This is a genomic window from Shimia sp. R9_2 (assembly GCF_017743735.1).
In the GTDB taxonomy this organism is placed as follows: Bacteria; Pseudomonadota; Alphaproteobacteria; order Rhodobacterales; family Rhodobacteraceae; genus Shimia.
This window is the reverse complement of sequence record NZ_JAGHRO010000001.1, coordinates 843,067-862,154: the sequence shown is the minus strand read 5'-3', so window position 1 is coordinate 862,154 and position 19,088 is coordinate 843,067. Positions and strand designations below refer to the sequence as shown.

Sequence of the window (19,088 nt, the reverse complement as noted above, 5' to 3'; positions counted from 1 at the left end):
CTGCTTGAGAGCAAGGCTTAGACTCAAAGGCGGATATGACCGGTGCCCATGTCTCTCCTATCTCAAATACCCAAGTTGCACCTTAGCGAACTCGCGGCACGGACACTTAGAAGAGGGTTCTTAGGCGCATTGCTCGATATCTTCGGCAACTCAAGGGAAACCTGACTTGTATTTGATGCAAGTAAGGCGATCTTAAAGCCAAAGAAAGGCTGACAAACAGGGTTTCATGAACAGGTGGATTTTTGGATGCTTTGCGTCTTTGCTTGCGCTTTGCTGCGTCACGATACTGGCGTTCCGATGGGCTGCGCACCTGCGCGAGGCTGTATCATTTTCCGTCGGTCTCCCTCCAGAGGGACAGCTTATTGACACCGCTCAAGGCGCCGTTTTTACAGTCGATTTCGCCAAACAAAGCGCGCCTCGCGTAGTTTTTGCGCATGGAACCGCAGCCTGGTCAGCGATTTGGCGTGAAACCATGCTCTCGGTTTCAAACGCCGGTTATCAGGCGACGGCATTCGATATGCCTCCCTTTGGTTGGTCAGAGCATCCCGATAGGGCAGACTACAGCAGAGCAGCGCAAGCCGACCGAGTGATTGCCTTATTGGAAGCTTTGGATGATCGCCCAATCATCGTGGCGCATTCAGTTGGCGCTGGCCCAGTTTCTGAAGCTGTGCTGAAGAGACCGGAATTGGTCTCAGGGTATATCGTTGTATCCGGTGCAATTGGTCTAAGTGACCGAGGAAACCCCAAACAACCGCCGCATCTCTTACGCAACTCTACTATTCGTGAACTTGCAACTTCCATCACAGCGACAAATCCAATGCTGACCGGAACTTTCCTGCGTGACTTCATGTATCGCAAGGAAGCAGCAACACCAGAACTCATTGACATGCTGCGTGCGCCGATGGTGCGTGAGGGCTATACAAATGCTGTCTCGAAATGGGTTCCGGAACTCTTCACAACGCCAAGGGATGCCCTGAGTTTAGACCCTACCAACTGGGAAGCGCTCGACCTGCCATTCGCCGTCATTTGGGGCGCTGAGGATAAGGTTACGCCAATTTCACAGGGCAAAGAACTCGCTACGCTTGTACCAAACGCAAAATTGACGATCCTTGAGGGCGTTGGCCATATACCTCACCTGGAAGCCCCTCCGGAATTTGCAGAGGCGCTCATAGATGCGTTGAAGTCAATGGCGCCGCCACACACACAGGAGTTGGAACAGCAATGAAGCCTTTCAACCGGCGGGCAGCCCTCGCCCTTGGTGGCGCGGCAGCAGGTTGGCTTGCTGCCCGACCATTTCACAGCAATCTGCCTGTTCTAAACGGAACAACAAGACTGGACACTACTCCCACCGGCTTGGTCATGAATGACGCAAGCGGTCTCTCGGCCACCCCAATCCACAAGCATCTGGTCCTTTCGGAGGATGCAGGCGACGCATTGATTGCAACAATACGTAGGGAACTTGCCGAAGCTAGTACTGCAAACAGGGCCTTCAACGTGGGCGCCGCGCGTCACTCGATGGGAGGGCAGGCCATTCCACGAAACGGTACAGCCGTGACATTCGACAATGGTAACGTGGAAATCGACACCGGCAATCGCAGCTATCGCACCCATGCTGGCGCTCGTTGGTCAGAAGTCATCGCAGCACTTGATCCGACCGGGTGGTCGCCCGCCGTTATGCAATCCAACAATGATTTTGGAGTGGCTGCGACGTTTTCCGTCAATGCACACGGCTGGCCTGTGCCTTACGGACCGATGGGCGCAACGGTGCGCGCACTTCGCATGATTTTGCCAACTGGCGATCTCGTAAATTGCTCGCCAACGGAGAATTCAGATCTCTTCAATATGGCCATGGGAGGCTATGGGCTTGTTGGCGTGATCGTGGACCTGGAGGTTGACATGGTGCCCAATGCCCGCCTGGCCCCGACCTTTGAAACAATGAAAGCCGAAGCGTTTCCAAGGGCCTTTCAATCCGCTGTTGATGATCCGGCAGTTACGATGGCATACGGCCGCTTGAACGTAGAGCGAGACGCCTTCTTTGAGCAGGCCTTACTTGTGACCTACCGACAGACCGACGATCAAGAAGCCCTTCCAACTGCGTCTGGCTCCGGCTGGATGTCGCATGTGGCAAGTCGCATATACCGCGCGCAACTTGGCAATGAGACCATGAAATCCTTCCGCTGGTGGAATGAAACGACACTAGGGCCAGCCCTCGGCAGTGGCGAGGTGACACGCAATTCGCTGATCAACGAACCCGTTGTGACACTTGATGATCGCAATCCCGACCGGACCGACATCCTGCATGAGTACTTTGTCAGTTTCGACGCATTTGACGCCTTTCTCACGGCCTGCCGCGAAGTGATCCCGGCGTCCTATCAGGAATTCTTGAATGTTACACTGCGCTATGTGGCTCAAGACGACCAGAGCGACCTATCGTATGCCACAGCACCTCGCATCGCCGCCGTCATGTCTTTCAGTCAGGAGATGACCAAACGGGCCGAAGCCGACATGCGACGCATAACCGAAGAGCTGATAGACCGGATATCGCAAGATGGTGGCGCCTACTACCTGCCCTACCGGCCTCACGCACGTCTTGATCAACTGTCAAAAGCCTATGCCGGGGCCGCCAAATTTGCGGCTAGAAAACGTGAACTGGATCCTAAATTGGTCCTGCGCAACAACCTCTGGGATACGTATTTGGAGCGGTTATGACGTCACTACAGAAACTCAGCCTTGCTTACTTCGTCGCGTTGATGATCGCAGCATCCTTAAACTACGTACCTGGATTGACGGATGAAAATGGACTGGCGTTCGGTATCTTTGCCCTCGACATCTATGACGATGCCCTCCACGTCGCGTCCGCACTATGGGCATTAATCGCCGGACTAAAATCCCATAGGGCCGCTCACATGTTCATGATCTTGTTTGGCCTTGCCTATCTCGGCGACGGTGTTTTTGGCTTTTTCACGGGCTATGGCTATCTCGATCTAGGCATTCTGACGAATGCTTCTTTGGGTCTGGACTTCTCGCTGGGTCGCGTGCTTGCGAATGTCCCACACTTGGCGCTCGGTGGCCTTGCCGTTTGGGCCGGAGCCAAAAACATCGGAAGCCCCGAATGAGACTATTCTTGCGATGGCTCTTGAGGCTGACTGCAGTTGCCGTTGTAGGTGTCCTGGCGCTCTTATCCCCAGTTGTGTATTCAGAGACCATGTGCCGACCAACCGGAGAGGCGGACTCGCGCAAACCGATCTTGGACCAAATGCATCACCGTGCTGAATCACGCACGCTCTTGACCTATCCGGAATGGCATATTGTTCACGCCTATGAAGATTACGCACGCGTCATCGAAACAGGCGACCCGCATGACTACCAGTTTCTCAAAGGTATTTCGGGGTTCTGGCGCTCGGTGTGCACCATGTCTCAGGCGTCAGGTACTCTTGGGCCTATTGAAGGCGCGACGAAGCAAATGGTTTACGTGATCGGCGTAAGCTTCACGGCTGAGTTGTTGGCTAAGGCAGCCTACGAAGAAACATTTGGTCGTCTTTTCTCGGCTCTCCGTGGTCCCTCCAGAGCCATTCTGGACGACGTTTCAGCGCAACAGGCGAAAGAGTACGCATCTTTTCTTCAACAGGTGCCTTGGTACAAATGGGATTTCCTCGCGGACGCGCAGGCTCTTGCAGAGGAGGACGCAAAAGAACTGAGAGACCGCGAGCGACGGATTGCCTTGGGGTTAGAATATCGCACCAAAGCCGCCTACGCTAAAGTGATAGACGCCGCTGTTGCGGGCGTTGGCGCTGACGCGCTCACCCTGCGCATGATTGTTGATGGCGTTTCACCCGAGACGCTGGAACGTTTCAATGGGGTGACCGTTGTCGGTAAAACACGTTTCGGCATCGAAATCGAAACGATACGTTACCGCGAACTCACACATCTCATTTTGGAAATGGCAAGTATTGGCGTTGAGTTTGTCGAGATCGCAGGAAATGATGACATCATGTTCACGACTATTTCAGAAAGTGATACCCAACCTAATGCGATCTACAGCGATGCCAGGCAGGGTTTTGAAAGCCATCGGCACATAATTTTGACAAAGGTTGCGAACCTGGCCTCTGATCTGCGAGCGCTGCAAGATGGAACTCAGCGGCTAGAGCATATCCATGACTACTAGAAGCGTTTTGTTGTCACTGGTGCTGCTTTTGTTTGGATGGCTGGGTATTCTTGGGGCGGTAACCCTGTTGACCGATGATGCACCTGCTGCGTTGGTCGTGTTTCCCAGCCAAGATTTCCTAGAGCGCATGCCAAAAGATGTGGCGATTTTGTCGGCCTCACCTTTTAGCGTGACACTGGCGTCCGAGAATGCGGGTCTGGCCATTCAACTGTACCAAAAGGGAGCATGGCTCGTTTTACCCGCCGGGCTTCAGGGCTGTTCGCGGCTTTCCTAGCTGCTTGCTAACTCGGACAGCACCTTAGCAGGAACATCGCCCCACATTCCCGAAGTGGCTAAAGTGGCGGCGTCAAACAGCTCGGACAGCCGCCACTGCTTGTGTCAGGCCGCCATCAGCTCGGCATCCAACTTCTCAAACATTGAAACGTCCTCTTCCGCGTTCTCAAACAGATGTCCATAGACATCCATTGTCATCGTGATGGAAGCGTGACCAAGCAGTGTTTGGATCTTCTTGGGGTTCCAGCCTTGCTCGATGAACAAAGACGCTGCCGCATGGCGAAGGGCGTGGATGCCAAACTTGGCCTCCCCCATTTCATCAACGATACCCTCTTTGACAAGCATCGGTTTGAACACGCGGTTGTAGATGTTTGAATAGTTCTGCACCTTGCCGACAGAATTTGGGAACACCAGATCCAGCTTGCTTTCAGGCGCGTTAGCCTTCCACTCCCAAAGCTCTTCAAAGACAGTCGGGGCCATTGGGATCTCACGTGTGCCGGCACGGCTCTTCGGCAAACCGATTTCACAGTATTCATCTGCTCTCTGTCGGACTTGGATCACGCGCCGATCAAAATCGATCGCACCCCATGTCAGGCCCCTCAATTCAGAGATCCGCATGCCCGTGAAGATAGCTGTGATGAACATGGCCCGATGTGACGCAGGCGCTTTCGCTATGATCGTTCTGATCTCTGCCTTGGTTGGCACATCCACGCGCTTGCCATCGACGCGGGAGCTGCGCTTAAGCTTCACTTCGGTTGCAACGTTGTGGCTGGCCCATTCGCGTTCAACCGCTTCGGTCAAAATGGCTCTGAGGCTCACCATGATCTTCTTCACCTGCGCACGCGACACATCACCATCAAGTAGATCATCCATGAAATCCCGGATATCGCCACGCGACAGCTCCGCGAGCAAGAGACCTCCTATCTTCGGTTCAATATGGATGCGCACATGGCTGCGATAGGCTTTCATTGTAGAGCGCTCAAGCTCATTGCGCTGGCAGGTTTTCAGCCAGCTTTGGCACGCGTCAGATACGGTTTTTGATGATTTGGACATGCGGATCTTTCCCTTGGTTAGTTCTTGACCGATCTGTGCTAGTAATCGGCCTCGAAGCCTTCGGGCGATTTCCGAATATTTTCCGCAAATGTTGCCAAAATGCATCACTTTTCTTAGATTGAAGCAGAACAGCCCGCCAGATACACCTCCAATCCTCGCGTTTATGTAGCCACAACATAAAGAGAACCCGTTGATACCAGCGTATGCCCTACTCACCCACGGTCCAAAACCAAATGGATCTATCCAACAGCACCCATCAGCCAAGCAACAACTCGCCAATCTTCAAGGCGTGGCAAATGAGTTGGGAGCCGCCGAAAAGCTGCGCGTATTCTACGACCATTCTCGCAGCTACAAATCGCTGACCGATCTGCCAACATTGCAAGAACTCTTAGAGAGTGTGAGAGAACAAAGTAGCGCAGTTATCATCGACGATTTTCGCCGACTGTTTGCCCACTATTCTGGCGATAACACCGTGACACTTCTTGAAGAGTTGTTGTTATTCAAGGAAAACATCAGGGATCTCAAGACAGGCAAACTTCTGGGTGAGCTCCCTGAAACCCTGCTGAGGCAACTGTGTCTGGCTGAGAGACCGGTCAGATATGTCCGGACACCTATTCCCCGAAAAGCGATACCGAAGGCAGAGCGGCACCTGAATACGCAAGACGCAGTCCATGCTTCCAGGAAGGTGAGATCCGACACAGCGGACCGCAAAGCTCATGAACTTGCCGAAGTACGCGACCGCCTCAAACAAACACTTGGAAGCGCGCCACTCCAAGCGATAGCGGATGCTGCCAATAACGAAGGGCTGCGCACCAGTCGCGGTAATCTATGGGGACCGGCAGGCGTCAGACGCCTACTGAAGCGCCTGGAAGAAGTCGATGGAGATGAGGAAACACTTGCAGCAAGAGCAAAGGCCTCTATGCGGGAAAGAGACGCAGTGTAAGAGTTGAGTTGTCGGTTTGGCAGGTTGTTTAAAGCTTCTGCCGAAATGGCACCAAAGCTTATACTGGGCTTTTGAGGAGAAATCCTTCAATTAAAAGCCCTGACGCTCAGATAACATTCGCTTACCTGAAAAAGCCTACAAAACTCCCTGAGAATCCCGTGCTTTCCCCTTGGTGATTCCGCCCTATTCGCGCACAAGGCGGAAGAGGCGCAGCTTGTTAGGTTCTCGCCCACATGGTCTCCGAGTAACTGGGGGGCTGACAGATCAGCATCCAGCAAGCTTCACAAGATTGAGCGCAACGAGCAACAAAGCGGTAGACACTGCTTTTAGCAAAATTAGCACGAATGACCAGTAGCGCACTGCCGGCACCAGCCCTAGGCAGACCCTACCCAACTACTTGTTAGGGCGAAGGGTCGCGCTTCGCCCGAAGGTCTGCTGCGCGGACAGAACACCCTTTCGCTGCGGCTGCTCTAAAGTCGGCTTCGGAGACTTCTGCTGTGTCAGAAAAGGTCGATACTGGTGAAAAAACCGCCGTCGCGTCGGACGGTTGGATTTGGGGACCTTCAGCAGTGAAGAGAAGGCCCTAAACGAACTCAAATCGCCTTGCGATCTTGCGATCTGATAATAATGTACCTTCGATATTCTTTCACATAGAGGCGATCATGGATATTATTAGTGGCATCCTTCTGGCCTTCTTCACTCAATGGAGCCACCCAGATCATCCCCCGGTGAAAGTCAATCATTCAGAACTGAATGACGCAGAGACAACCCTCGGCATCCGGTTTCCTGAAGACTACAAAGCGGAGGTCCTATCGGTAGGTTTGCCAAGCCCGACACTTGCCTTGCTCGAGGCGATTGATGAGCGGGAGGCTGATCTCCACGATCTTTCTGGCCTCTACGCTCCCCATGACATTATAGAAGTATCAACTGGCTGGTGGAAGATCGGTATGCCGAAGAACCTAATCGCCATTGGGAACGACAGCATGGGCAACAAATTCTGCTTCGACATCGCGGATCTTCGAGGTGATACCGTTGCGTCAGCACCCGTCTACTTCTGGGATCATGACTTCGGCACGGTGGAATTGGTAGGAGCCTCCTTTCTAGTTTGGATAGGCAATTATGTTGAGAAGTGGAGCGCAGGCCTCACCTACAAAGACTTCTGAGCTGCGGTTATGAGCAGCTCAGGATTAGTTGGTACTAAATACGCAAGGTGGCAGAGTCCGCGCAGTGGATCTTAACCGGAGGTGGTAGCGGAGACCGCTAAACGGACAAAGGGGTCGTTCGATCTCTGCGTTCATATGTCTGCTCTCACCTTGAAGCCAATGTGACGTTTTAGGCTATAAAGTGCGCGCAGTCGTTCGCCGCTTGTGCGCTGCACAGAACTATTCGAATAGATGTGCTGATGGCGTTAAGCCTTGCCAACCAGCTATTGGATCGTGATTGCGAGTGCTGCGTTACGAAATTCATTGATTAATTTAAGGCGTGCTCGATCTTTGGGTGCGACGAGCCACGTTTGATGCTCCTTTTGAAAATCACGCATCGGGATTTCAACCAATTCATCGTAAATGTGACTGCTGTTTTTCAAGAATATTGCAGCACCGAGACCCTGCCTAACAGCTTCGCACATAACCGGAAATGTCGTCATCGTAATAAGTTGAGGCAGGTCGATTTTTCGCTCAGAGAGCTTCTGGCGGACGACGCGTTGCGTCAGTGAGCCTTGTTCAGGCAGGATAATGGTCTGGTCGACCAGTTCCTCAAGACCTACACTGTTTCGACCTGCTAAAGCGTGGTCAGAACGGCAGTACAAGACATATCGCGTTTTTTGCAGAACAACCCGATCCCAATCATCGCACTCCGGCGCATCCGTAATCAGACCAACATCAGCCACACGATCTCGAATAAGTTGGATGGCTGTTGTCCAGTCGGACAGGCGGAAATCAATGTGCACGTTTGGGAAGTGGGCGTTAAAAGTTGCGATCACTTGTAAGGCCGGTTGTGGCGCATTCGCGATCACTTTCAGACGCCCTTCGTTTAAGGAGGAATAACCGCGAAGACGCTCACCGATTTCGCTATCTAAGGTGACAAGGCGATCCGCCAATCCGAAGAAATCACGCCCTGTCGGTGTTAGGGAAACACCATCACGACTTCGAAGCAGAAGTTCTGATCCCACAAGTTCCTCCAGTTTTGAAACATGCTGTGTGACAGTTGACTGAGTGACCCCCAGTCGCCGTGCGGCGGCGGAAAAACTTCCTTCACGCACGACATATGAGAACGCGATAAACTGGTGATGGTTTGGGCGCATCGGAGCCTCCTTCCGCCATTTTCGCTATCAGCTATCGGTTTCACTAATATGACGTCATAGGAATTTCGCCTTCGCCTTTTAGGTCTTCCGCCAACTGATGGGGGAATCAGATGGCCGATCTACAGATTGATCATGTAACCAAAGCCTTTGGGGACACGCAGGTGCTCAAAGGGATATCCTTGGATATCGCTGACGGAGAATTCGTCTCACTCATCGGCCCTTCAGGCTGCGGAAAATCTACTTTGCTGCGCATCATTGCTGGCCTCGAAGGCCAGACTTCTGGCGCAATCCGCATTAGCGGGCAGGACGTATCATGTATTCGCGCGGCGGATCGCAACCTGTCGATGGTGTTTCAATCCTACGCGCTTTACCCGCATTTGACCGTTGCAGAAAATATCTCGGTGCCTCTGAAAATGCGCAAATTGAGCAATGTGCAAAGGCTACCTGTGATCGGACCGTATCTGCCGGGGTCGCGTGATAGAAACGTCGAAATCGCTGCTGCTGTCAAACACGCAGCGCAGACGCTTGAGATTGACAAGCTTCTTGATCGAAAACCCGGCCAGTTGTCCGGTGGCCAGCGCCAACGTGTGGCCTTGGGACGCGCTTTAGTACGTGAACCAGCGGCTTTTCTACTTGATGAGCCTTTGTCAAATTTGGACGCCAAACTTCGGGTTCAAACACGAGCCGAGATTGCTGAATTGCACCGTCGTTTGGGTGCGACCTTTGTCTATGTGACTCATGACCAAGTCGAAGCGATGACCATGTCGAGCCGTATCGCAGTTATGATGGGCGGGGAAATCCTACAATGTGATGCGCCAGACGAAGTTTACAACAACCCACTGGACATTCGCGTTGCTGAATTTATCGGCTCGCCAAAAATCAATATCCTGCCGGTGGAAGCGAGGGATGGGGTGCTTACGTTCGACAAAGTTGTTTTGCCGACATTGGCCCCTAAAAATCTGAGTGGCCCTGTTCGTATTGGCTTGCGCCCTGAGGCTTTGCGCCTTGCTGGCGATGACTCGCTCCTCGCGGGGCAGGTCGTCCACGTCGAAAACCTTGGTTCCGAGATCTTTGCACAGATCGGCCTTGAGGGGCACGATGGCCGCGTCACTCTGCGCGCCGCCCCTGAGCAGCGCAACTCCTTGTATATTGGTGCCAATGTTGGCTTGGCCTTTGATGATGGCGCTGCTCTCTTGTTCGGCCCTAACGGCAAACGTATCTTCCACCAGCACGTCGCTTCGACGCAAAGCGAAGTTGCTTAGCATGGCCGTTGCGGAAACCCATACGCCCGTGATTGTTTCTGCGGAAACCGCACAGTGCCGCACGGCATGGTGGCTCACAGCCCCTGCGCTTGGATTGATGGTCTTGATCCTGTTGGTCCCAGTCGTGATCGCCGGAATTTTATCTTTCACAGATTATTCGCTCGGCAATGACACCTTCAATTGGGTCGGTGCAAAAAACTATGAACGTCTGTTTTCTCGTTCGACCTATGAAAAGATGTTCATCGCCACCTTTACCTATGTGGTCACAGTGGTGCCTTTGTCGGTTGGTCTGGGACTAGGGGCTGCGCTATTGATCAACTCTTTGGGCAGGATCGGCGATCTTTACAAAACCATTTTTTTCCTGCCGGTGATGGCGACCTTGTTGGCTATGGCTATCGCGTGGGAATTCATGTTGCATCCGTCAATTGGCATGGTCAACCACACCCTTAAAATGTCCTGCGGGACAATTCTTGAGATCATTCCTTTTCTAAAGAAAGGTTGTGGGGACCGGTTTCCGCTTTGGCTCGGAGATAGAGACTACGCGATCTGGGTGATCTGTTTTATCGGCGTCTGGCAAGGGTTTGGGTTCAATATGGTGTTGTACCTTGCTGGCCTGACCGGCGTGCATCGGGAACTGTACCACGCTGCTGAAATAGATGGGGCGAAATCTGGTTGGGAACGCTTCCGCCTTGTAACGTGGCCAGCACTTGGACCGACGACTGTATTTGTCGTGACCATTTCGTGCATCCGCGCCTTTCAAGTGTTTGACACCATCGAAGCCTTCTGGCCGCAAGGCGGCGGGCCGAACAAATCAACCTATGTGATGATGTTCGCGATCTTTGAAAAAGGCGTTCAACAAAATCTCATCGGGATCGGTTCTGCCATTACCGTTTTGTTCTTGGTCTTTGTGATGTTTCTGACTCTGATCCAGCGCTGGCTGGTGGAGCGCAAGGTGCACTACTGATGACACGCGATCTTTGGAAGCATCTTATTCTGATCCTTGGCGCGCTCGTGGTGATCGCTCCATTTTATATGATGGTCAGCTATTCGTTCAAATCTCCGGGCGAGATCGACCGAGGTGAAGGTGGCTTCTTTGGGCGACAGGAAATGATGGTCGATGAACGCTGCGTAAAGCTGCGCGATCCAAACCGTGATGACGTCGCAGCCGCCGCACCGCGCTTTCCAAACCAGACCGACAGTCAAATTCGGGATGCTTTGGTAGCCGAAGCGGTGGCCGACTGCCAGATGCGCCCAATTGTTTTCAACTACTCCAAAGCCTTCACCGAAGCACCTTTGCTGCGCTACTTGCTCAACGGTGTGATCGTAACCGCGTCGATCTTTTTGATCCAGATTGTGGTTGCCTTACCTGCGGCCTACGCACTAGCAAAGCTTAAGTTCTGGGGGCGCGAGGCGGTGTTTTCCCTGGTGCTGTTCTGCCTGTTGATCCCTGTGCACGCCATTGCCCTGCCGCTCTACATTATGCTTGCCAAAGTGGGGCTCACGAATACATATGCCGCGTTGGTTGTGCCCTGGACGATCTCTGTCTTTGGTATTTTCCTGATGCGTCAATTTTTTATGACCGTGCCGGATGATCTGATTGATGCGGCGCGTATGGACGGCATGGGGGAATTCGCCATCGTGTGGCGCGTGATGCTGCCCACTGCGATCCCAGCACTTTTGGCTTTTGCGATCTTTTCTGTTGTCGCCCATTGGAACGACTATTTCTGGCCGCGCATCGTTGTGACCGGCAACCGCGATCTATTCACACCGCCGTTAGGCCTGCGCGAATTCAAAGGCGACGGCGACGGCAGTTTCTTTGGCCCCATGATGGCCACCGCCACCGTGATCGTCACACCGCTGATCGTTGCTTTCTTGGTCGCGCAGCGCCGCTTTATCGAGGGGATCACCCTATCCGGAATGAAGTAAGCCGGGCCAAAGCCCGGCCTACCAACGCAATCCCAGCAGGGATGACTTGAGAAGACCGCCGCAGTCGCCAAACCAAAGGCGGTCAACCTATGGAGAAAGAACATGAAATTCACCACAACTGCAATGGCGTTGATCCTCTCTGCCTCTGCTGCATGGGCAGACGACAAAGTGACCATCGAATTTGCCTACCCTTACAGCCACCTTTTCGACGTCACCTACGAAGCGATGATGCCTGCGTTCAAAGAAGCGCACCCAAACATCGACGTTAAGTTCCGTGCGACTTATGAATCCTATGAGGACGGCACAAACACCATCCTGCGCGAAGCGGTTTCTGGCAACCTGCCAGACGTCACTATGCAAGGCCTGAACCGTCAACAGATCCTGGTTGAAAAAGGCATTGCGAAGTCCCTTGAGCCGTTCATCGCGGGCGAAGCTGACTTTGAAAAAGACGGTTACCACGACGCAATGCTGTCCCTGTCCACATTCAGTGACAACGTGCACGGTCTGCCATTTTCCGTTTCACTGCCTGTTGGCTACTACAACATGAACGTTCTGAACGCGGCCGGTATCGAAAAGATGCCGACCACTTGGGACGAAGTGATCGCGGCTTGCGAAACAATGAACGCAAACGGCGTCGAAAATCCAATCTTCTGGGGCTGGAACATCACTGGCAACTGGTTCATGCAAGCGCTGATGTGGTCTCAAGACAAAGCAATTGTCGAAAACGGCAAAGTCACTCTGGATAGCCCAGAAGCCCTGACCGCGTTGGAACAAATGCAAGAGATCTTTACTAAATGTGAAATGCAGAACCTGGAATGGAAAGCGGCGCTGTCATCTTTCTCTGCTGGTGAAATCGGCATGATGTTCTGGTCCACCTCTGCACTGGGCGCGGTTGAACGGTCCCAAGGTGACTTCGTACTAAAAACAGGCCCTTTCCCAGGTCTGGGAGAAACACCAAAAGGTCTTCCAGCGGGCGGCAACGCCGCGATGCTGACGTCCACCTCTGAAGACCCAGCGGTTCAAGAAGCGGCTTGGACTTTCCTGAAGTACATCACTTCCGGTGATGGTGCAGCTGAAGTTGCGAAAACAACCGGTTACATGCCTCCGAACAAAGCGGCCAACGAGATCATCTTGGCTGATTTCTACGAGCAAAACCCAAACAAACAGACTGCAGTTGATCAGCTGCCACTGCTGCGCGACTGGCTGGCTTACCCTGGTGACAACGGTCTGGCGATCACTCAGGTGATTTACGACAGCATCGAGCGCATCGTGACAGGCGACGCAACCGACATGAAAGAGCTGCAAGAAGAGCTAGTTGAAGAAGTCAACGACCTGCTGCCAAACAGCTAATTTCAATAAGCGACCGGCGGCTTTTTTGCCGGTCGCCTTCTATTTTCAGGGGCCGATCCGATGAAAGTAATCCATATTTCCGACATCCATTTCACCATTCCCGGCGAACGTATGGGCGGTCTAAATCCGCACAAACGGCTGGCCAAAGCACTGGATGATGTGAACGAAAATCATTCGGACGCGGCGCGCATCGTCATCTCCGGCGATCTGACCCATTGGGCCGAGCGCGAGGCCTACGAAGCCTTGCGTGATGTGTTGGCCGAACAAACCATTCCCGTCCGACTATTGGTAGGAAATCATGATAACCGCGAGACTTTCCTTTCCGTTTTCCCAGAGCAGGAAACCGATGCGCTTGGTTTTGTGAATCATTCAGAAGTGATCGGAGACAACAGTTTTATTTATCTCGACAGCACCCAGCCGCTGACCCATGCGGGCCACTTCGATGCAGATCGGTGCGCTTGGTTGCAAGCTGAACTCGAAAAAGCGGAGCACGCGCGTATTTTCCTTCATCACAACCCGATGGAGATCATGCTTCCTGCGGAAGATCAAATTGCGCTGGTTAAAGAAGATCGACCAAGATTCAAAGCTTTGCTTGAAGCTCATAAAGCCAAAATCGACTATATTCACTTCGGCCATGTGCATGCCCCGATCCATGGAACCTATTGCGGCATTCCATTCTCAAGCGTACCGTCCACTTGCAATCAATCCTACCCGGATATGAAAGAGCCCAAATTGTTGGAAGGTGGTCCGATGGAACCAGCATATCATGTTCTTCTGATCCAAGGCCGAGAGACGATCATTCACCAGATCCCGTTTAACTGGGACGGTCCGCTGTTCGCAACCGGCGCAGAATGGGAAGACTGGTCTAAACCTGTCGCTGCAGAGTGAGTTGAACCTTCGCGCAGCGAAGTCGTTGGGGTACCCCTGAAAACACAATCGTGGTGAAAGCGCTTGAGATCGAGTTTATTGGGGCTCGTATGGTCACAGACACCTGCAAGCTTGAAGATTTAGCGAGATACGGATCATGTCCGCTTGACTGCGCAGCGCTTCCTTTCGTGCAGGCTGCAGAATAAGTCAATATGGGCTCTGAGCTACCGCTCGCCGCGATCAGTTTGTAGGTCCGCTTTCGATAATCGCTTGAACTTTGCACAGTCCGGTCTCTTCGCTTGGCTCCTATAGCTGCATCACGCAACATCGTTCCAAACTGGTCAATGTGCGTCTTTCCCCAGAAGCGCACCCGAAGTGTCTTCAAAAGCGATCAACAAGTCGCAGGTCGCGCAACTGCCCCAAACCCGGCCGCTCTCCCCACCAGGGAAAGGCTAGCTCGCCACTCTAATGATGACTTGCCACGCCCTCTGACAGGAAGTCCTAGCCAGCCATATCTGCATATATGAGGCATTCCCTGCCCTATTCGCCTGGCCGGCCCCCAATCCTTATAGAGGCGCTTCCTAGCAACAGGACTGAGCGTGCCCGACTATGTCTGCGCATCAACTCTACCCCCCCACGCTGGCTTGCCTGAGACTCCATATCGGGCGGAGCTGGGCAATTTGCACAAGACAATCAGCCATGACCAAACAGTCCTACGACGAAGAAACCGCCCGAGCATACTTAGCGGTCGAATATCCCCGCTGCCCAGAAGATCAGATCCCGTTTCTCGTCCAGAAACTTACGGCAAGGGAATGGGAGAACGCTCCCCTTCCGAAAGCAACAGGGATCGTTGTCACCAATCACATCCGTCACACACTGACGGTCTACGAAGCATTGCTGAAACGTTACAAACTGAGCCGCAGACAGGCGCGGTTGTGGGTTTCTGACGAGGTCAATGCAATGACCGCAGCATGGCGCGAAGGAGCGCCCATACGCACGCAGAGGAGAGCCAGAAAGCTTCGCAAAGACAAACCCGCACCCGAAGCAGCGGATCACACCAGAGAGCTCTGAGCGCGCGCAGAACGTGCCTACGGAGACGCCCACCAAGCAAGGTCTGTCCTATCACGTACCTCAGGCAAGGACGTGACTGAACGCACTATCACATTGCATCGAAACAACATCACAAGGTGATAGAAAATGACCGCCAGCCCAACCGCTACGATGCTTGCCCAAGCCATTGACGCGTCGGACATGACACAAAAGGAAATCTCTGACCGGATCGGTATGAATAACGCCAATGTCATCAGCATGATGAAACAGGGGATCACAAGAGTCCCGTTAGGTCGTATCCCGGCTCTGTCAGAAACCCTGCAGATCAACGCGCAGACTTTCCTCATGACTGCGATCGAGGAATACCACCCCGGAACTCATGAGGTTCTGGTGGATGTTCTCGGATTACCACTGAGCGACACTGAAATGAGGCTGCTTAGCCTTCTCCGAACGACCGAGGCAAGCGGCATTGTCGACGCCATTGGTCCGCTGTGGAGATATCTGGAAAACTTGTTGGCAGTGGTAAGAGAATGCTCCGAGAGTAAACTCAACTGATCTTTTCCAACCGATGCACAGCGTATGGATTCTCCAACTTCTCAAATCCCGAAGGCTCCGCGTTCTGCCGATGGAAATCTCTCAATTGACCGACCAAGTTTCAAAGAAAGCAAATGCAGACTGACGGAAAACAAGAGCTTGAGAATAAGAGATATGCGGCCTCCAATGATCCCATCTAACCGGCCCGCTTTCACTTCGTTTATCAATCACAGCAGTGTACTGACGGAGTAAGCTTGCAAGAGTGGTAAGGTGAGTGGGTTTTTCTGCACTCTCTTTTCCGTCTATCTCTGTGTTCTGATTTGTAGTGAGATCTATGTATATACTGAAGTTATTAGGGTTGAGCAGCAACGCAATCTATTGTGATAGCTATCCTTATGCGCATCGGCCAGGCTGGTATAGCTGGATACCTGCACTCCACCGGATTTGAGACGATCCCTCTGTAAGGATATTCCGTCAGTAAATGTTGCGAAAACCAGTGTGACCTCAGCCCCCGCGGCGCTCACCTTCCGCTATAAAGCCCAGCGCTTCTCAAGTGCCTTCAAGGCCCGATCCAGTTTGCTGTTCAAGTCAACGTAGGAGACAAGTTTACCCTTCTTGCCCAACGGGTGAGCGTGCAAATGTCCATCAGCGAGAAGATCCGTTTGTGTCGCAGTAACGTGCAGCGATCTGAGCAAGCGATCGAGGCCGTAGACACCCCCGCGTCGGAACGCTTCATACTCCGATACTTTGGTTCCCAATCCTGGAATCGCAGCAGTTCCATCTCCATCAAATGTAGGGACAAAGAACTCAAACATCGGCTTTCGAATGTCTCGGAACCTGAATCCGATCAGATCTCTGAGCGTATCTACGCCAAGTGCGGCCGGAACACCCGTTGTTTTGTCCTCCGCTAGAAGACTGACCTCAATCCTTGCGCGCCAATCTTCTTCCGGCAACGCAACCCTCGTACCCCTGCTTGGATCCCTTCTGTCTGAGCATTTGTCCATAATCCTCAGCAAAACGCTTTCCTGGTTGGAGCCAACATAGTAGGTCATGTCGAGATGAGGTTGATGATACGCTGCAAGCATCAAAGACGAAGAACTATGTGCATCGAGACCGGCCAATGAAATCGCTGACCCCGGTTTGGGGGACGTCTGCCTAACGACAAACGATGCACCAGCTCGTTTCAGTCCGCTCGGCGACTGTCTAATCTGAACAAACCTGGGTGAACAGTTCTCTCGTTCAGTGAAGCGGGGCTCAACGCGCAAGTGTCTCCAGAGTAGGTCTTGGATCTGCCACCGCTTGAGATTGCGCTCGTCAGAAGACAGGTCCTGATTAGTCCTTGCTTTGAAATCAATGGATACCTCGATTCCTCTGACTTTCAGAAATCCTACGTGCGGTACGTCGACGTTGTAGTACTTTGCTGCCCTGTCAAACAACATAAGGGCTGAGCGCAAGCGCGGCTGCTGAATCCGAACCAGAAATAGACGGCCTTTGTATCCAGCTTCTCGTTCAGGACCCGATACATGCACCGTGGAAGGCGACCCAAGGTCTCTCAGCTCATTGTTCAAGTACCTATGGATATTGACAGCTTGGTGGTTCGCAGGCGTTTCCATCGCAACTTCGAGCCAATCGACCACGGCAGTGCAGTTGTACTCGTTTAGATTGATTGATGGAGCAAAAACGTTCCTTCCGGCCAGCACAGGTTGAGACTTTCGCCCATTTGCTGCACTGTATTTTGCAAGTGTGTACGGTACACTGACCAGACTATCCGACGTGAAACCCGGTGGTATGTTCGTAAACTTGAGAGGGAAAGTTGTTGGCGACATCACGACTTCACATGTTTCCTGATTTGGGGGCTTACGCCGCGGGAACGTGAAGGGGTCGACCGCAGTCTTCAACACACAAAACGATCACATTGCTCACAGTTACAAAATGCGGCGGCGCGAACATTCGGTTGCCTTTGGGATTATCTGTTGACTTGCTTGATAATGGTGCCCGGGGGCGGAATCGAACCACCGACACGAGGATTTTCAATCCACTGCTCTACCCCTGAGCTACCCGGGCACGGGAAGGCTGTTGACCTTGGGTGGGGTGCTTCTATGTCAGCCGCGCGGGGCTGTCCAGAGGGAAATGACAAAAAAATTTAATGCAATCGCGAAGACTGTTTTTCGATCTCTTCCAACGCCTCAATCGCCTCTTCAGGATCCTGAGACGGCACCGCATAATCGCCTGAAAACCACTTGTTCAGGTCGATATCGGCGCAACGCTTGGAGCAGAACGGGCGGTAGTCCGCCACGGTCTCTTTCTTACAGATCGGACAGCTCATTTCAGCACCTCCGACAGCGGCGCGCGGGCGTTTTTGCGCTGCAGCTCATAGTGGCCAAGCGGGGTCCAGCCCACCAGCGTGGTCTCGATCTGATCACGCTTGAAGGCGGCGCGCAGCGCGCTCTCAAACCCACGGCGGTCCTTCTTGGGCATCGGGGCCAGATCCAGCACAATCTGCCCGCCAAGGCCGCGCACACGCAGCGCCCGCGGCAGGGCTTTGGCAACCGCAAAATTGGCTTTGGTGCCCGCAGCCGGGGAGGTGTCGCGGCCGGTGTTCACATCCACCGCCACCAGCGCGCGGGTCGGCTCCACATACATGTAGGCCCCACCGCCCAGCGCCACCTCGGCGCCCTCCGCCATCTCCAGCGCATCAAGCACGCCATGGCTGTCAAAACTGCCCGCCTCGGTCACCACCTCCGCAGGTTCTGACCAATCGCGCCAGGCCGAGACATGCGGGCCGTCGCCTTCGCTCAGCATCTCCGCCGCACCTTCCGCATCCGCCAGAACCGCTTCACAAAGATCCAGCATCGCGCGGATGTCTTCCGCAATGTCCTCTTCCGCCGCGTCTTCACAGGCGGAGCGCAGAATCAGGCCAATGCGCGCCTCCTCAGGCAGGCCACCGGCCTCCGCATGGGCAATCGCCAAAAGCGCATCGCGCGCGTCATCATCACGGATCGAGCGGCTCACATTCACGCCTGGCGCTCCGGGGGTGACAATCACATAGCGGCTTTTGAACAGGATTTTCTGCGTCACCGGAATGGCTTTGCCAGGCTCGGCAATGCCGGTGACCTGCACCAGCATCTGATCCCCTGGCGCAAGCCCCTTCACCTGCCGCAGGAAGGCCGCCCCATCAGGCGTCTTCAGGAACATCCCGCCCTGCCCCTTCACAGGCCGGTCGGCAACCGCGCGGTAGATCGTGCCCACCCGCGGCGCATCGCCCTCAATCAACAGGTCATCAAGCTGGCCATCCACCATAAGAGCAGCGGCCTCGCGCCCATTGATGTGGTCGAGAATGATCTGACGCCCCTTCATCTGCGC

General features: G+C 53.5%; 19 protein-coding genes and 1 tRNA gene. 14 read left to right on the top strand and 6 right to left on the bottom strand.

All coding sequences use genetic code 11. From position 1 onward, the window contains the following. The first annotated feature begins 226 nt into the window (after positions 1 to 226). From J7400_RS04050 to J7400_RS04030, 5 genes are all read left to right on the top strand, one after another. Positions 227 to 1,225 carry an alpha/beta hydrolase gene (locus J7400_RS04050; protein WP_209059781.1) on the top strand — a complete coding sequence of 333 codons (999 nt, stop codon included), beginning with the start codon at positions 227 to 229 and terminating at the stop codon, positions 1,223 to 1,225. Beyond that, positions 1,222 to 2,709, top strand: a complete 1,488-nt coding sequence (locus J7400_RS04045) for an FAD-binding oxidoreductase (RefSeq protein ID WP_209059772.1) — start codon at positions 1,222 to 1,224, stop codon at positions 2,707 to 2,709. The genes J7400_RS04050 and J7400_RS04045 overlap by 4 nt, the downstream gene beginning before the upstream one ends. Further along, complete coding sequence (locus J7400_RS04040; RefSeq protein ID WP_209059770.1) at positions 2,706 to 3,116, top strand: hypothetical protein; 411 nt, start codon at positions 2,706 to 2,708, stop codon at positions 3,114 to 3,116. Before J7400_RS04045 ends, J7400_RS04040 begins: the two co-directional genes overlap by 4 nt. Before the next feature lie 140 nt (positions 3,117 to 3,256). Beyond that, positions 3,257 to 4,165 (top strand): hypothetical protein, encoded by a 909-nt coding sequence (locus J7400_RS04035; protein WP_348540110.1) that lies wholly within the window; start codon positions 3,257 to 3,259, stop codon positions 4,163 to 4,165. A 19-nt stretch (positions 4,166 to 4,184) separates the two neighbouring features. Further along, on the top strand, positions 4,185 to 4,439 hold the full coding sequence (locus J7400_RS04030; RefSeq protein ID WP_348540109.1) for a hypothetical protein: 255 nt from the start codon (positions 4,185 to 4,187) through the stop codon (positions 4,437 to 4,439). A 104-nt stretch (positions 4,440 to 4,543) separates the two neighbouring features. Here J7400_RS04030 and J7400_RS04025 read toward each other — a convergent pair whose 3' ends face one another. After that, positions 4,544 to 5,491 (bottom strand): site-specific integrase, encoded by a 948-nt coding sequence (locus J7400_RS04025; protein WP_209059762.1) that lies wholly within the window; start codon positions 5,489 to 5,491, stop codon positions 4,544 to 4,546. 190 nt (positions 5,492 to 5,681) lie between these two features. Here J7400_RS04025 and J7400_RS04020 point away from each other — a divergent pair, with 190 nt between their 5' ends. Both J7400_RS04020 and J7400_RS04015 read left to right on the top strand, forming a co-directional pair. Further along, on the top strand, positions 5,682 to 6,434 hold the full coding sequence (locus J7400_RS04020) for a hypothetical protein (protein WP_209059760.1): 753 nt from the start codon (positions 5,682 to 5,684) through the stop codon (positions 6,432 to 6,434). A 662-nt stretch (positions 6,435 to 7,096) separates the two neighbouring features. Continuing rightward, positions 7,097 to 7,597: an SMI1/KNR4 family protein gene (locus tag J7400_RS04015; RefSeq protein WP_209059758.1), complete on the top strand. Its 501-nt coding sequence runs from the start codon at positions 7,097 to 7,099 to the stop codon at positions 7,595 to 7,597. A gap of 263 nt (positions 7,598 to 7,860) precedes the next feature. Here the strand turns inward: J7400_RS04015 and J7400_RS04010 are convergent, their stop codons facing one another. Next, complete coding sequence (locus J7400_RS04010) at positions 7,861 to 8,736, bottom strand: LysR family transcriptional regulator (RefSeq protein ID WP_209059750.1); 876 nt, start codon at positions 8,734 to 8,736, stop codon at positions 7,861 to 7,863. A gap of 110 nt (positions 8,737 to 8,846) precedes the next feature. Between J7400_RS04010 and J7400_RS04005 the strand changes: the two genes are divergently transcribed. The 7 genes from J7400_RS04005 (at position 8,847) to J7400_RS03975 (ending at position 15,746) form a co-directional block, all read left to right on the top strand. Next, on the top strand, positions 8,847 to 9,998 hold the full coding sequence (locus J7400_RS04005) for an ABC transporter ATP-binding protein (protein ID WP_209059738.1): 1,152 nt from the start codon (positions 8,847 to 8,849) through the stop codon (positions 9,996 to 9,998). A 97-nt stretch (positions 9,999 to 10,095) separates the two neighbouring features. Then, complete coding sequence (locus tag J7400_RS04000) at positions 10,096 to 10,962, top strand: sugar ABC transporter permease (protein ID WP_247738627.1); 867 nt, start codon at positions 10,096 to 10,098, stop codon at positions 10,960 to 10,962. After that, positions 10,962 to 11,924 carry a carbohydrate ABC transporter permease gene (locus J7400_RS03995; protein ID WP_209059732.1) on the top strand — a complete coding sequence of 321 codons (963 nt, stop codon included), beginning with the start codon at positions 10,962 to 10,964 and terminating at the stop codon, positions 11,922 to 11,924. The genes J7400_RS04000 and J7400_RS03995 overlap by 1 nt, the downstream gene beginning before the upstream one ends. 102 nt (positions 11,925 to 12,026) lie before the next feature. After that, complete coding sequence (locus J7400_RS03990) at positions 12,027 to 13,274, top strand: ABC transporter substrate-binding protein (RefSeq protein WP_209059729.1); 1,248 nt, start codon at positions 12,027 to 12,029, stop codon at positions 13,272 to 13,274. Between the two features lie 60 nt (positions 13,275 to 13,334). Further along, the gene (locus J7400_RS03985) at positions 13,335 to 14,162 is read left to right on the top strand and encodes a metallophosphoesterase (RefSeq protein ID WP_209059728.1); all 828 of its coding nucleotides are present in this window, start codon (positions 13,335 to 13,337) and stop codon (positions 14,160 to 14,162) included. 678 nt (positions 14,163 to 14,840) lie between these two features. Next, positions 14,841 to 15,212 carry a DUF2293 domain-containing protein gene (locus tag J7400_RS03980; RefSeq protein ID WP_209059726.1) on the top strand — a complete coding sequence of 124 codons (372 nt, stop codon included), beginning with the start codon at positions 14,841 to 14,843 and terminating at the stop codon, positions 15,210 to 15,212. 126 nt (positions 15,213 to 15,338) lie between these two features. Beyond that, positions 15,339 to 15,746, top strand: a complete 408-nt coding sequence (locus J7400_RS03975) for a hypothetical protein (RefSeq protein ID WP_209059724.1) — start codon at positions 15,339 to 15,341, stop codon at positions 15,744 to 15,746. Positions 15,747 to 16,255: 509 nt separating this feature from the next. On the opposite strand, the gene J7400_RS03970 is transcribed toward J7400_RS03975, so the two are convergent. From J7400_RS03970 to J7400_RS03955, 4 genes are all read right to left on the bottom strand, one after another. Continuing rightward, complete coding sequence (locus tag J7400_RS03970) at positions 16,256 to 16,678, bottom strand: hypothetical protein (RefSeq protein WP_209059722.1); 423 nt, start codon at positions 16,676 to 16,678, stop codon at positions 16,256 to 16,258. Between the two features lie 1,036 nt (positions 16,679 to 17,714). Then, positions 17,715 to 17,789: transfer RNA gene (locus J7400_RS03965), tRNA-Phe, on the bottom strand. A 79-nt stretch (positions 17,790 to 17,868) separates the two neighbouring features. Further along, the gene (gene yacG, locus J7400_RS03960) at positions 17,869 to 18,051 is read right to left on the bottom strand and encodes a DNA gyrase inhibitor YacG (RefSeq protein ID WP_209059719.1); all 183 of its coding nucleotides are present in this window, start codon (positions 18,049 to 18,051) and stop codon (positions 17,869 to 17,871) included. After that, complete coding sequence (locus tag J7400_RS03955; protein ID WP_209059716.1) at positions 18,048 to 19,082, bottom strand: ribonuclease E/G; 1,035 nt, start codon at positions 19,080 to 19,082, stop codon at positions 18,048 to 18,050. Before J7400_RS03955 ends, yacG begins: the two co-directional genes overlap by 4 nt. Positions 19,083 to 19,088 lie beyond the last annotated feature (6 nt).